This window comes from Burkholderia sp. BCC1985 (genome assembly GCF_905339915.1).
In the GTDB taxonomy this organism is placed as follows: Bacteria; Pseudomonadota; Gammaproteobacteria; order Burkholderiales; family Burkholderiaceae; genus Burkholderia.
The window spans coordinates 17,364-30,189 of record NZ_CAJPGY010000017.1 but is presented as its reverse complement, the minus strand read 5'-3'; the positions used below and the strand labels follow the sequence as shown (position 1 = coordinate 30,189).

14 protein-coding genes and 1 pseudogene are annotated in these 12,826 nt (G+C 63.0%); 10 read left to right on the top strand and 5 right to left on the bottom strand.

Going from position 1 to position 12,826, the window contains the following annotated elements; all coding sequences use genetic code 11:
* Positions 1–121 precede the first annotated feature (121 nt).
* Positions 122–310 carry a hypothetical protein gene (locus U4Z31_RS19010; protein ID WP_059819600.1) on the bottom strand — a complete coding sequence of 63 codons (189 nt, stop codon included), beginning with the start codon at positions 308–310 and terminating at the stop codon, positions 122–124.
* Positions 311–524: 214 nt separating this feature from the next.
* Between U4Z31_RS19010 and U4Z31_RS19005 the strand changes: the two genes are divergently transcribed.
* The 7 genes and pseudogenes from U4Z31_RS19005 to U4Z31_RS18975 form a co-directional block, all read left to right on the top strand.
* On the top strand, positions 525–1,871 hold the full coding sequence (locus U4Z31_RS19005; protein WP_044849019.1) for an MFS transporter: 1,347 nt from the start codon (positions 525–527) through the stop codon (positions 1,869–1,871).
* 56 nt (positions 1,872–1,927) lie between these two features.
* Entirely contained in the window at positions 1,928–2,899 is a 972-nt protein-coding gene (locus U4Z31_RS19000) for a dipeptidase (RefSeq protein WP_321811064.1), read from the top strand.
* 32 nt (positions 2,900–2,931) lie between these two features.
* Positions 2,932–3,456 (top strand): DUF5943 domain-containing protein, encoded by a 525-nt coding sequence (locus U4Z31_RS18995; RefSeq protein ID WP_321811063.1) that lies wholly within the window; start codon positions 2,932–2,934, stop codon positions 3,454–3,456.
* A gap of 88 nt (positions 3,457–3,544) precedes the next feature.
* Positions 3,545–4,117: a PAS and helix-turn-helix domain-containing protein gene (locus U4Z31_RS18990; protein WP_321811062.1), complete on the top strand. Its 573-nt coding sequence runs from the start codon at positions 3,545–3,547 to the stop codon at positions 4,115–4,117.
* Between the two features lie 279 nt (positions 4,118–4,396).
* Positions 4,397–4,693 (top strand): hypothetical protein, encoded by a 297-nt coding sequence (locus U4Z31_RS18985; protein WP_321811061.1) that lies wholly within the window; start codon positions 4,397–4,399, stop codon positions 4,691–4,693.
* 657 nt (positions 4,694–5,350) lie between these two features.
* On the top strand, positions 5,351–5,848 hold the full coding sequence (locus tag U4Z31_RS18980; protein ID WP_321796392.1) for a hypothetical protein: 498 nt from the start codon (positions 5,351–5,353) through the stop codon (positions 5,846–5,848).
* A gap of 240 nt (positions 5,849–6,088) precedes the next feature.
* Positions 6,089–6,415 (top strand): annotated as a pseudogene (locus U4Z31_RS18975) (helix-turn-helix domain-containing protein); the annotation flags it as partial.
* Between the two features lie 154 nt (positions 6,416–6,569).
* On the opposite strand, the gene U4Z31_RS18970 reads toward U4Z31_RS18975, so the two are convergent.
* From U4Z31_RS18970 to U4Z31_RS18955, 4 genes are all read right to left on the bottom strand, one after another.
* Positions 6,570–7,742, bottom strand: a complete 1,173-nt coding sequence (locus U4Z31_RS18970) for an FAD-binding oxidoreductase (RefSeq protein ID WP_321811060.1) — start codon at positions 7,740–7,742, stop codon at positions 6,570–6,572.
* A 210-nt stretch (positions 7,743–7,952) separates the two neighbouring features.
* On the bottom strand, positions 7,953–9,104 hold the full coding sequence (locus U4Z31_RS18965; protein ID WP_321811059.1) for a branched-chain amino acid ABC transporter substrate-binding protein: 1,152 nt from the start codon (positions 9,102–9,104) through the stop codon (positions 7,953–7,955).
* A 433-nt stretch (positions 9,105–9,537) separates the two neighbouring features.
* Positions 9,538–9,729, bottom strand: a complete 192-nt coding sequence (locus tag U4Z31_RS18960; RefSeq protein ID WP_321811058.1) for a CsbD family protein — start codon at positions 9,727–9,729, stop codon at positions 9,538–9,540.
* A gap of 155 nt (positions 9,730–9,884) precedes the next feature.
* On the bottom strand, positions 9,885–11,420 hold the full coding sequence (locus U4Z31_RS18955; RefSeq protein WP_124524189.1) for a helix-turn-helix transcriptional regulator: 1,536 nt from the start codon (positions 11,418–11,420) through the stop codon (positions 9,885–9,887).
* A 394-nt stretch (positions 11,421–11,814) separates the two neighbouring features.
* On the opposite strand from U4Z31_RS18955, the gene U4Z31_RS18950 reads away from it, so the two are divergent.
* The 3 genes from U4Z31_RS18950 to U4Z31_RS18940 are packed head-to-tail and all read left to right on the top strand — an operon-like array spanning position 11,815 to position 12,636.
* On the top strand, positions 11,815–11,979 hold the full coding sequence (locus U4Z31_RS18950) for a hypothetical protein (protein ID WP_167357956.1): 165 nt from the start codon (positions 11,815–11,817) through the stop codon (positions 11,977–11,979).
* A gap of 59 nt (positions 11,980–12,038) precedes the next feature.
* A complete protein-coding gene (locus tag U4Z31_RS18945; protein WP_044849024.1) occupies positions 12,039–12,383 on the top strand; it encodes a BON domain-containing protein in 345 nt (114 codons plus the stop codon).
* A 55-nt stretch (positions 12,384–12,438) separates the two neighbouring features.
* Positions 12,439–12,636: a CsbD family protein gene (locus U4Z31_RS18940; RefSeq protein WP_044849025.1), complete on the top strand. Its 198-nt coding sequence runs from the start codon at positions 12,439–12,441 to the stop codon at positions 12,634–12,636.
* Positions 12,637–12,826 lie beyond the last annotated feature (190 nt).

Here is a 12,826-nt window from a genome sequence, read left to right as displayed (position 1 = left end):
CGTCGGTGACAAGGCGACGCCAGGTTCTGCCTCATGGCCGCCCGGGGGCAATACTGTGCCGGGCACGCGATGCATGCGGCGCCGTGCGCTCCCCTCACCGCGACTACCAACGAACGCCACCTCATCGGCACACAATATCGACCGCCAGGATCTCATACCCCGGATCGGCGTTCTCGCTCGCCACCTTTTTCGCTTCTTCATACGAAAGAAAGGACATCGCTTCTTCGATTTCCGGTGCCATGCCGATGTCGCCGTCCTCGCCGGTACAGAGGAACTGAAGTCCGGTCTTCACGACATAGATGGTCGTCATGTCTCCCTCCATGGTGTGCATGGGGAACTTCCAGTCTAGCCTCCACGCTCCCTTATTCAACTCCGGCAACGCCGCGCGGCAGCCTGCCGGGCGGCCAGCGCCCCCCGCCCCACCCCCGATTACCTAGGTAATTGACACGTATGGACCTAGGTAATTGGCGTCCCTACGATGTTTTCGACGCGAACCGAACTACACCTACGAAGAGGACACGACCATGACCACCCAGGACGTCGATACCAGCACGCTACGACGCGTGATCGCCGCAGCCTCGATCGGCAATTTCGTCGAGTGGTTCGATTTCGCCGCATACGGCTTTCTCGCCACCATCCTGACGCGCGAATTCTTTCCGAGCGGCGACCCCACGGTCGGCCTCCTGAAGACCTTCGCCGTCTTCGCGGTGGCCTTCGCATTCCGCCCGCTGGGCGGCCTGGTCTTCGGCGTCATCGGCGACCGGATCGGCCGCAAACGCACGCTTGCGCTGACGATCCTGATGATGGCCGGCTCGACCACATTGATCGGCCTGCTCCCGACCTACGCGAGCATCGGCTACTGGGCACCGTTGCTGCTGACGATCATCCGCTGCGTCCAGGGGTTTTCGGCAGGCGGCGAATACGCCGGCGCATGCGCGTACGTGATGGAACACGCACCGCGCCGCCGCCGCGCGTTCTTCGGCAGCTTCGTGCCGGTGTCGACCTTCTCGTCGTTCGCCTGCGCGGCCGTGGTCGCCTATCTGCTCGAATCGTCATTGTCGTCGCAGGCGATGGTCGAATGGGGCTGGCGCGTGCCGTTCCTGATCGCGGCACCGGTCGGCCTCATCGGCGTGTACCTGCGCGTCAACCTGAATGAAACGCCCGCGTTCCAGGCACTCGAAGGCAAGCACGACATCGCGCATGCGCCGCTGATGGAAACGCTGCGTTCGCAGTCGCTGAATATCCTGAAGCTCGGTGCGTTCGTGTCCGTGACGGCGCTGTCGTTCTACACGTTCACGACGTATTTCGCGACCTACCTTCAAGTGGCCGGGCACCTGTCTCGCGGCACGTCGCTCCTGGTGACGGTGCTCGCCCTCTTCTTCGCCGCGGCCCTGTGCCCGGTCGCCGGCTTCTTCTCCGATCTCGTCGGCCGCCGCGCGACGATCGCCACGACCGGCCTCTTCATCATCGTGTCGGTTTATCCGGCGTTCTCGCTGGGCGGCTCGGGCGTGCTGTCGCAATCGCTGGCCGGCGTCGCGCTGCTTGCGATCGGCGCGGTCTTCTCGGGCGTCGTGACGGCACCGCTGATGTCGGAAGTGTTCGCGACGAAAACGCGCTATACCGCATCGGCGATCACGTACAACCTCGCGTACACGATCTTCGGCGGTACCGCACCGCTCGTCGCCACGTGGCTGATCTCGGCGACGGGGACCAACCTGTCGCCCGCTTATTACCTGATCGCCGTGTCGATCCTGGCGATGATCGGTGGCCTGTCCCTGCCGGAAACGTCGAAGACGGCGCTCGAAGACGCAGGTCCGGCAACCGCGAGAACCGGCCAGTCCGCCAAGCGCGGCGTCGAAGGCGCGGTTTGAGTACACGCCCCGCTTGTGCAAACGGGGCCGACTAAACGAACGCATGGAGAAACACCATGACGAGCCTTCACGACACCAGCATCATCATCGACGGCCTGAACATTTCCCGCGTCGAGCGATCGGTGTTCGAAGACATGCGCAAGGGCGGCGTCACGGCCGTCAACTGCACGGTCTCCGTGTGGGAAGACTTCCAGAAGACGATCGACAACATCGCGGAGATGAAGCAGCAGATCCGCGAATACAGTGAAATCCTCACGCTGGTGCGCACGACGGACGACATCCTGCGCGCGAAGAAGGAGAACAAGACCGGCATCATCCTCGGCTTCCAGAACTCATATGCGTTCGAGGACAACCTCGGCTATATCGAAGTGTTCAAGGAACTCGGCGTGAATGTGGTGCAGCTCTGCTACAACACGCAGAACCTCGTCGGCACGGGTTCCTATGAACCGGATGGCGGGTTGTCCGGCTACGGCCGCGAAGTGATCCAGGAGATGAACCGCGTCGGCATCATGGTGGATCTCTCGCACGTCGGCGCGAAAACCTCGTCCGACGCGATCGCCTGTTCGAAGAAGCCGGTCACCTACTCGCACTGTTGCCCGTCCGCGCTGAAGGAACATCCGCGCAACAAGACGGACGAGCAACTGCGCGAGATCGCGGAGGCGAACGGCTTCGTGGGCGTCACGATGTTCATGCCGTTCCTGCGACGCGGCGCCGACGCGACCATCGACGATTACCTCGAAGCGATCGAATACGTGATCGACGTGATCGGCGAGGACAAGGTCGGAATCGGCACGGACTTCACGCAGGGCTACAGCACCGAGTTCTTCGACTGGATCACGCACGACAAGGGCCGCTATCGCCGCCTGACGGACTTCGGCAAGGTCGTCAATCCGGAAGGCATCCGCACGATCGGCGAATTCCCGAACCTGACGGCCGCGATGCAACGCGCCGGCTGGAGCGAGTCGCGCATCAGGAAGGTGATGGGCGAGAACTGGCTGCGGGTGTTCGGCGAAGTCTGGAACGGTTGAATCGCACGACACGAACCCGGCACGCACCCGCCATGCAGCCACAATTGCCGATCGACGTCGATCCGGACACCGGTGTCTGGACCACCGACGCGCTGCCGATGCTGTACGTGCCGCGCCATTTCTTCACGAACAATCATGTCGCCGTGGAAGAGGCGCTCGGCCGCGAAGCCTACGCGTCGATTCTCTACACGGCCGGCTACAAGTCGGCCTATCACTGGTGCGACAAGGAGGCGAAGCAGCACGGCATCGCCGGCATGGCCGTGTTCGAACATTATCTGAAGCGGCTGTCGCAGCGCGGCTGGGGCGTGTTCAGCATTGCCGAAGCCGATCCGGCGACGTCGCACGCGCGCATCCATCTGCATCACTCGTCCTTCGTGCTGGCCCGGCCCGACAAGCACGGCAAGCTCTGCTACATGTTCGCGGGCTGGTTCGCCGGCGCAATGGACTGGGTCAACGACACCGCGCCCGACACGGCGAGCAGGGGCCCGCGTGCGCATTCGGCCGAACTCCGGTGCGCGGGCGAAGGGCACGGCTGCTGCGTCTTTCACGTCGGTTGAATGTGCCGCAAGCGCTACGGCTACAATCCGACAGGAGCGAACCTGCCCGATAGCCTGGGTCCGAACACGGTTCGGAGCCGCCGACCCGATGCCGAACATGACCGCCACGATGCCAAGCCTCGACTACGAAGATCTCTTCAGGCATCTTCCCGTCGCCGCGATCGTGGCGAAAGAGCGCATCATGATCGACTGCAACGAGAAGGCGCTGCAATTGTTCAGGGCGACCCGCGACGACATCATCGACCAGTCGTTCGCGAAGCTGTATCCGCAGCAGAAGGACTTCGCGACGACCGGCCGTCGCCTCGCGCCGCTGCTCGCGAAGCGTGCTGGGTTCAGCGACGATCGCATCATGCGCCGCGTCGACGGCAGCCATTTCTGGGTCACCGTGTGCGGCTTCGGCTACAACCCGAAGCGGCCTTTCGAGCTGGCCGTCTGGACCTTCACCGACCTGTCGGGCGACGCGAAGCATCCCGACGTCGCCAGCACGTTGACCGATCGCGAGCGCGACGTCGCGGCATTCCTAGTTCACGGGCTCACCAGCAAGGAAATCGGCAGGGAGCTGAACATCAGCCCGCGCACGGTCGATATTCATCGTGCGAGCTTGCTGCGGAAGTACGAGGTGCGCACGACGCATGATCTGATCGCTTGCTTGCTGGCCTGAGTCGCTCGCGCCGGAACGACGCGTCCGGCCTCCCGCTCCGATAAAAAAAGGTTCATCGCAGGAAACCGTGTCGCCTTGCATACAGGTGTCGCCCGCGCAAAATGCCAAGATCGTTGCTGACTTGCGTCAGTGGCTGGAACGAACTCTACACCGTCACCGTACTAAACGCGGGGAGCAGGTCACCACACCAAACGAATGAACGCGACGAAGCCACGCGCTGTACGTCGACGCCTGACGAAAGCACAACTTCTCCCGCTACCGACTCGGGATGTGCAGCGCTTGTCGCTCAAGCATCACCGGGCACTAGCTACGCTCCTAACGCGTCGTACCGACGTCGATTCGATAGCGACGTTATTGAATGTGGTGTATCTCGCCTTCTTTCCTCGAGATCCAGACAACGTCGATCTGTCTCCCTATCGTGAAGCAGGAGATGTTCTGAACGCCATCGTCGCTCGCATGCAAAGGGGGGAGTGTGGGCGACCGAGCGAGCATGAGCGGATCTCGCTTGAGCGGATTGTGATCGAGCACGATGCACAAATGGCGGCCGTAGCGCAATCCCGATTGGTCGACGCATGATCGCGGCTGACACACGTCATTAAGCTCGGCAGCGCCTCTCCGATCCCCGTTGCTGAATAGCGCGACCTCACTTTCAGACTCGTTCAAGCCGGTAGCCATGGGCATAGATGGACGAAGGCCGATAGTCATCAGCGTCCGGGCCATTGGCCCTACGTGGCCGGTTGTAGAACCGCAGTCCTTCACCTATTCATATGTACCAGCGCGGCATTGCAGCATGTATCAACGGCGAAATCGATTGAGCTTGTGCTCGACGAGGGAGCTATTGTGAAATGTCAAGGATTGCAAAGTACCCGTCGATTTCATTGCACCTATCTTACGTAGTGCTATACCTTATCAAAGAGAGGGTGCCGCGAATTACCCTCTTTCATTTTAGAAATAACAACTTCTTAATTCGAATTGGGGTGGGCAATTTCTGTCTTACTGCCATGGCGTTAGATCTGTCGTACCGGTGATGAAGTTGATGTCGGTCGACGATTCGTCGATCGAGAATAATAATTACGGGAGACCACATGCAAAATGGCTGGGGCCGATACTATCCAGGGGTCTAATACCCCGACGTTCGATCAAATTGTCGTTCGTATTTTCATGCAACCGTCTGGCGCAAGACAAATTTCACTTCCATTATGATGGTTGAATGAACCATTCAGGGCCCAATATATGAAAACGTTGATTTCGCTTTTTGCAATTTCAATTCTGGCAAGCACCACAGCCTGTACGCAAATGCCGTCAAGCAGCGGCAATCAAATGGATAAATTTTCACCGAGCTATGTTAGGCAACACATTGTTGTAGGAAAAACCACGAAGGCCGATGTAGTTGCGCTATATGGAGATTCAAATTCCAAGCAAACGAAAGATGATGGCAGAGAAACTTGGTATTACAATGAAAGTACCGCATCGACTCCAAATGTAATGGAACGCATGGGAGGGATGCTTAGTGGAATTACTTCCGGTTTATCTCAAATGGGCTTATCTACGGCTCAAAATACAGTGGGCGCCGTTAGCGATCAAGTTAATGGCGCAAATAGAAGGGTTAACGGTGCCAAGACGGTCGCGACTTCCGCTCAGGATGGAAAGGCAGCGAAAGAAAATGGATATGCGCGCCAGTTGTTCATTGACTTTAGCAATAAAGGCATTGTTACTCATTGGTGGAATTAAAATCCGTTAACGATGGTCTAAAAATCTCCACCAAACAAAGGGCGACAGAGGAAATCCGATGAGGCCTGCCGATTGTTGACGATAGCCAGATGCCGACTGACCGGTTTTATGCCTCATCTGTGGTGTAGATGTTGTAGCTGGGTCGGAAGACATCGGATCATCAAATGCAACGCCATCGGAACCAGCACTCCGTCGCCCACAATTCCGACGAATGGAACCGCGAAATTGAAAGGATTGGTCGGCGATAGCCGCACGCTGTCGCTCTACCTGAAGCCGGTCAGCAAGGTCATGTACTACGAGCAATGTGGTGCGCGTTGCCAGCAGATTCATGAAACGACCGTACGGCGGGTACGTGATCTGCCGTTGTTCGAGTACCGGGTGGTGCTGCACGTGCCCCGACGCCGGGTCTGGTGCGAGCGCTGCGGTGGGCCGACGCTGGAGAAGCTTGACTGGCCGGGCCGCTACCAGCGGGTGACAGAGCGATTCGCCAAGGCCTGCGAGAAGCTGCTGCAAGCGGCCAGCGTGCAGGCGGTAGCCGCCTTCTACGACCTGGGCTGGCACACGCTTACGGGTACCGCGACGAGGCGTACGTCTTCCTCAAGATCCGCGCCGCGTTCCCCGTTAATCTGCGATGAACCAAAAAAAGCCCGGCAAAGCCGGGCCAATCAGATTGAGACACAAGGAGAATCCCGCCCACCACACACCGGGCGGTCACGCCGCGCTACACGACGTTCTTTTCGACGATCGGCCGGTTTTCGAGCACACGCTCCCAGCCGAGCGACGACAGGTCGAGCGATTCGTATCGCCCGCCCAGGATCAACTCGCTCACCCCACGCCCGGTTGCGGGCCCTTGCTGCAGCCCGTGCCCGCTATACCCGTTCGCGAACACGACGTTGTCGAGCTCGGGGTGATACCCGATGATCGCGTTGTGATCGAACACGTTGTACTCGTAGTACCCGGACCAGCAGTTCTCCACGCGCAGCGCCTCGAACTCCGGCACGCGATTCGCGAGCGTCGGCCAGATCACCTCGTCGAACAGGTCGTGATCGACCTCGTCGAGCGGCAGGTCGTCGGGGTCGCGATCGGGGCTCGGCGACGTCCCGCAGATGTACGTGCGCCCTTCCGGCCGGAAATACACACCGGTCGGATCGATCAGCAGCGGGCAATCGGTGAGCTTCGCCGGCGACGACACGTTGAAGATGCTGCGACGCCGCGCGTACACGGGAATGTCGATGCCCATCATCGACGACAGCGTGCGCGTCCACGCACCGGCCGCGTTGACGAGCGTGTCGCATGCGTAGCGCTCGCCGTCGTTCGTCACCACGTGCGTGATCTTGCGACCATCGCGCACGACGCCGGTCACATCGGCCGGCACATACCGCACGCCGAGCGCCTGCGCCTTCTTGCGCAGCGCCTGCACGAGCCCGTAACCGTCGAACCACCCTTCGCCGCTCGCTCCATAGGCGCCCGACACGAGATCGTCGACGTTCAGCCAGGGAAACTTCGCGCGCAGCGCATCGCGATCCATCAACCGGATATCGGCGCCGAGCTTCGTCTGCAGCGCGTGGTTCTCGCGCAGCGTCGCGTCACCAGCCGGCGTCGCGAGAAACAGGTAGCCGCCTTCATGCAGATCGATCGACGGCCGCGTGCCGTCGACTTCGAGCCGCTCGCCGATCGTGCGCAGGAAGTCGATCCCGAACAGCGACATCTCGATCGACAGTGGCGTCGAGAACTGCTGGCGAATCGACGCGGCCGACAGCGCCGACGACGACTTCGCATAGGTGGGATCGCGTTCGATGACGGTGACGGACACCGTCGGATCGGTAGCACGCAGGAAATAGGCGATCGAGCTGCCGATCACACCACCGCCGACGATGACGACTTGAGAACTCACGACTGACTCCAGTTGCACGTGAAAGGCGCGGCCAGCCGGCCGCGCCCGAAGGTTGTTCGTGCCGCGTCGCGCGCGGCGCCGTGCGCGACAGACCGTGACCACCCGGCGAATCGCCCCGACATGCGCCGCGATCGCATCCGATCGCTCTGGCTATTTCAGCACGTCCGGGCGCGCCGCGAAAGTCCGCGCGCGTTCGGGTAATTCGGGTACTCAGTCCGCCGTTTGCGTGGTGACGGGCTGCCACGCGGCGTTCTTCACTTCATACAGCGTCGAACTCGGGTTCTTCAGGTCGCCCGTGTTCGTGAACGCGATCGTGCCGGTGATGCCGTCGTAGCGCGTGCCCTTCAGCGCGCCGTTGAAATCGGCCGGCTTCGTCGAGTTCGCCTTCTGCATCGCGTTGATCGCGATCCACGTCGCGTCGTACGCGAACGGCGCATACGCGAGCATGTCGACGCCGTACTTCTGCTTGAATTTCGTTTCGAACTGCTTGCCCTTCGCGAGACGCGACAGCGGCTGTCCGTACTCCCACACCGACGCACCTTCGGCCGCATTCCCCGCGAGCTTGATGAAGTTCGCGTTCATCACGCCGCCGCCGGCCAGGAACTGCGCGCGGATGCCGAGCTGGCGCATGCGCTTGACCAGCATCGCGGACTGCGCGTCGAGGCCGCCGAAGAACACCAGGTCGGCATTCGTGCTCTTGATCTTCGTGAGCTGCGCGCTGAAGTCGACGGCCTTGTCGTTCGTGAATTCGCGCGCGACGATCGTGCCGCCGTTCGCCTTCGCGGCCTTCTCGAATTCGTCGGCTTCGCCCTGGCCGAACGCGGTGCGGTCGTCGATGATCGCGATGCGCTTCGCCTTGGTCACGCTCGCCGCATACGCACCGGCATTGCCGGCGTTCTGCGCGTCGGTCGCGATCACGCGGTACACGGTGCCGAGCCCGGCGCGCGTGATGTCGGGATTGGTCGCCGACGGCGTGATCATCGGAATGCCGGCCTTCGCGTAGATCTTCGACGCGGGCAGCGTCGTGCCCGAATTGAAGTGGCCGACCACGACGGCCACCTGCGCGTCGGTCAACTGCTGCGCGGCCTGCACGCCGATGCGCGGATCGCTCTGGTCGTCCCGCGACGCGACGACGAATTTCACCGGCTTGCCGCCGATCGTCGGGTGCGCGGCGTTCGCCTCGTCGACGGCCATGCGCACGCCGTTCTCGATGTCCTTGCCATACGCGGCGCCGCCGCCGGTCAGCGGCACGGCGACGCCGACCTTGACGACGGTTTCCTGCGCATGGGCCGCGCCCGTCTGGAACGCGAGAATCGCAGCGGTCAATGCAATGCCGGAAAGCGAACGAATGCGGAACGTCATCGGCCAATCCTTCTTCTGTGGGTCGGGATGCGACGCGCGACCATCGCGCGCCGGCGACCTCTCGCGTGCCGGTGATTTTTTCAGTCGCCGGAAGCGTCGTCGCGCAAGGGCGCATCGCCTGCCGGTCGATCACCGCGGTTCCGTCTCCGGGGAACCTGTCAGCGCGAAAGAGGTGAACCGATTGTGGGTAGCCAATACGCGTGCAGCAAACGAAATATCGGAACTATGTTGTGAGGAATTGTCATCAAGTGCCCGTGCCACCGATCCGCGGCCCGCGCGACGGCGGCCTGGAAGCAAACGCATCGAGCGGGATGCGCGCACGTACCGTTGCCCCAAGGCCGCGTCGGGTCATGCCGATGGAGAATCATCGCCGTGCCACACGGCGGCAACACAGCGCACCTCGCGCGATTCGATCAATGGCGCCCGGCGCCGCTCAATGCCGGTCGGTGCCCGTCTGCTTGCGCACCGCATCGGCCGCCTCGCCGGCCTGCTCCTGACGCTTGCCGGCCTGCTGCTCCGCCACGCCTTCCGCTTCCGTCTCGCGGTCGCCCGTCACCTTGCCGAGCGCTTCCTTGACCGAACCCTTCATCTGTTTGAGCTTGCCTTCGATGCGATTCCTGTCCATGGTCGTCTCCTGCGATGAGTTGGGGAGAGAGACGACGGCACGGCAGCCCGCGCCGCACCGCCGAGTGGACAGGATCGCAGCCGCGCGCGGCGCGCGGCAGATGCGGATGCACCAGCCTGCATGGTGCATTCGCACCGATGGCCCGACGGCCGGCGTCAGTTCTTGCCGTCCTTGTCGGCAGCTTTCTCGCCGCGCGCACCGTTCGCGTCGGACGTGCCGACAATCCCGCGCTCGCGCGCCCACACGATCGCCTCGCCGCGGCTATGCACGTCGAGCTTCGCGTAGATCGTCGCGACGTGATTGCGGACCGTGTTCGGCGCGAGCCCGAGACGGCCGGCGATCTCCTTGTCGGCGAGGCCGTGACACAGCAGGTCGAACACGTCGCGCTCGCGCGCGGTGAGGTCCGACAGCTGCGCGCCCGCGTCCGGCGCATTCGCGCGCCGCACGTTCGCCAGTTTTTCGATCAGCGTGCGGCTGAACCACGACGCATCCTGCATCGCGGTCTCGATCGCATAGACGAGTTCCATCTCGGTGCGCTTGCGATCGCTGATGTCGAGCAGCGCGATCAGCAGGCAATCCTGCCCGTGAATCGCGACCGGCTCGGCCGACACGACGCAATCGCGCACGTCGCCGTCGCGCGTCCGGATCTGCACATCTGCGTTGCGCACGTTGCCGTCGCGCGCGAGTTGCGTGTCGATGCACTGCCGTGCGCCGCGTTCGGCCCACAGGCCGATCTCGTCCGCGGACTTGCCGAGCAGGTCGTCGCGCGCATGGCCGGCCATCCCGACGAACGCGTCGTTCACGTCGAGCAGCACGAAACCGTCGGCCGTGACGATCGCGGTCGCGACCGGCGCCATCCGGAACGCCTTCGCGAAGCGCTCCTCGCTCTGCCGCAGCGCGAGCTCGGCCTGCTTGCGCGGCTCGAGATCCATGAACGTGAACAGCATGCATGGTTCGCCGTTCATGTCGATCGGCTGCCCGGCGACCACCACCGCCTTCGTGCCGCCGTCCGCGCGCTTGAGCACGGCCTCCATCTGCGGGATCGTCGCGCCCTCGCCCAGCCGCTCGATCGCGAGTTCGCGCCGCTCGGCCTGTTCGAGCACGTCGAGTTCGTAGACGGAGCGGCCGAGCACGTCGTCGCGCGCATGCCCCGTCATCTCGAGGAAGCCTTGATTGACCTTCACGTAGCGCAGGTCGTCGAGCCGGCAGATCACGGCCGGCGCCGGGTTCGCGTTGAACGTGCGCTCGAAGCGGTCCTCGGCGCTCGCCCATTCGGTCGCATCGTGCAGCACGAGCGCGAGACAGTCGGGCTCGCCGGCCGCGTTCGTCAGCACGAGGCTGCGGATCCGGTGAACCCAGCTCACGTTCTCGTCGGCCGCCGATTCGACTTCGACCGTCACGTCGCTGAACTCCTCGCCCGCGATCACGCGGTCCATCGGATAGTGGCCGTCGCGCACCGGACGGTTGTTCCGGTAGCGCAGCCGGAAGCGCTCGCGATACTCGGTGACGTCCGCGCCGAGCGCGTCGAGCTCGGTCACGCCGTGCATCGCGAGCGCGGCCTCGTTCGCCCATACGATGCGCTGGTCGGGCTCGATGAGGATCACGCCCTCGGTGAGCCCCGCGATGATCTGATGCAACTGGCGCCGGTCGGTATGCGACTTGAGCACCTGTTCGTTGACTCGTTCGTCCATTGATCGGTGGTCCACGTGGTCGATATTGTTGCGGGGCGGGTCGCCGCCGCGCCGATAAGCGCCGACATGTGCGGCCGGCGCGCGCCGCGATGATCGCGTGCGGTCGACGCGGTCGACAGGCACGGATGCACCCTGCGCAATAGTACATTCGCATGCCGCGCCGCCTGCGTGCGCCGTCCCGCCAAGCGGCGCGCGGCGCGCCTCCCGCGTCTGTCGTCCCGCATCGCGCGTGTCACGACGCATTTCCCGTTCCCGCTTCGCCGTTCCGTCCCCGTGCAAACGCACTAGCCGATCCGGTGAATTTGCGCGATGCCCGCGTGCGTTCGCGCCGGTACGCTGGTACTGCATCGGCGCTCACGCGCTGCCCTTCCATACCGCAGAGGAGGACCAACTGATGAAGCTGCATCAGACACCCGATCCGACGCGGCCCGAGCCGGCTCCGGACAATCCGCCCGAACCGTCGCCCGGCACCGATCCGCCGGTGCCGCTGCCGCCCGACGTGCCGCGCCCGGACATGCCGCCGCGCGAGCCCGGCTACGACACGCCGATCGCGCGATGACGCGCGGCGCGCCTGCACCGACTCGCCCATCCATCACGTCAATCGAAGGAGCACATCCCATGAACAAGACCTCGAACCTGTCGGCGTTACTCGCCGTCAGCGCGGCGTTCCTGCTTTGCGCCGCCCCGCTCACGAACGCACAGGCATCGTCGTCCGACGAAGGCATGAAAACGGAATCGAACCAGCCCGTCACCGACACGTGGATCACGACCAAGGTGAAGAGCGAACTCGCGACCACCGAGGGCGTGAAGAGTACGCACATCAGCGTGAAGACGGTCGACGGCGTCGTCACGCTGACGGGCGTGCTGCCGTCGAGGATCGCGGTGAAGAAGGCCGTCGCCGCGACGCGCTCGATCAAGGGCGTGAAGCACGTCGACGCAGCCGGCCTGAAGGCGAAGGCCTGAGCTATCACGCGGCCGCGTGCCGCACTTTTTTCTCCCCTTATGACAGGAGCGCATCATGAACGAGGACAAGATCAAGGGTCAATGGAAGCAGCTGACCGGCAAGATGAAGGCGAAGTGGGGCAAGCTGACCGACGATGACCTGAAGGTCGCCGAAGGCAACCGCGACTACCTCTCCGGCAGGATCCAGGAGCGTTACGGGATTGCGCGCGACGAAGCCGAGAAGCAGTTGAAGGAATTCGATCGCGAGCTGTAACGCGCCGGTCGTCTCACCCCTCCGCGGCGCATCCCGCGTCGCGGCCATGAAGAGGACAACGACATGGGCAAGTATCTGATCGCCTGGCTGCTCGGCGTACCGATCGGCGTGCTGCTGCTGTTCTATCTGGTGACGCACCTGTTCTGACGATCGCGGCGCCCATTGAACGCAAACGGGCCGGTGGCTATGC

Excerpts from the sequence above, each read along its gene's own strand:
- U4Z31_RS18950 (WP_167357956.1), top strand. The coding sequence starts at position 11,815 with ATGAAGCTGCATCAGACACCCGATCCGACGCGGCCCGAGCCGGCTCCG.
- U4Z31_RS19005 (WP_044849019.1), top strand. The coding sequence starts at position 525 with ATGACCACCCAGGACGTCGATACCAGCACGCTACGACGCGTGATCGCC.
- U4Z31_RS18980 (WP_321796392.1), top strand. The coding sequence starts at position 5,351 with ATGAAAACGTTGATTTCGCTTTTTGCAATTTCAATTCTGGCAAGCACC.
- U4Z31_RS18995 (WP_321811063.1), top strand. The coding sequence starts at position 2,932 with ATGCAGCCACAATTGCCGATCGACGTCGATCCGGACACCGGTGTCTGG.
- U4Z31_RS19000 (WP_321811064.1), top strand. The coding sequence starts at position 1,928 with ATGACGAGCCTTCACGACACCAGCATCATCATCGACGGCCTGAACATT.
- U4Z31_RS18940 (WP_044849025.1), top strand. The coding sequence starts at position 12,439 with ATGAACGAGGACAAGATCAAGGGTCAATGGAAGCAGCTGACCGGCAAG.
- U4Z31_RS18955 (WP_124524189.1), bottom strand. The coding sequence starts at position 11,420 with ATGGACGAACGAGTCAACGAACAGGTGCTCAAGTCGCATACCGACCGG.
- U4Z31_RS19010 (WP_059819600.1), bottom strand. The coding sequence starts at position 310 with ATGACGACCATCTATGTCGTGAAGACCGGACTTCAGTTCCTCTGTACC.
- U4Z31_RS18945 (WP_044849024.1), top strand. The coding sequence starts at position 12,039 with ATGAACAAGACCTCGAACCTGTCGGCGTTACTCGCCGTCAGCGCGGCG.
- U4Z31_RS18990 (WP_321811062.1), top strand. The coding sequence starts at position 3,545 with ATGCCGAACATGACCGCCACGATGCCAAGCCTCGACTACGAAGATCTC.
- U4Z31_RS18965 (WP_321811059.1), bottom strand. The coding sequence starts at position 9,104 with ATGACGTTCCGCATTCGTTCGCTTTCCGGCATTGCATTGACCGCTGCG.
- U4Z31_RS18960 (WP_321811058.1), bottom strand. The coding sequence starts at position 9,729 with ATGGACAGGAATCGCATCGAAGGCAAGCTCAAACAGATGAAGGGTTCG.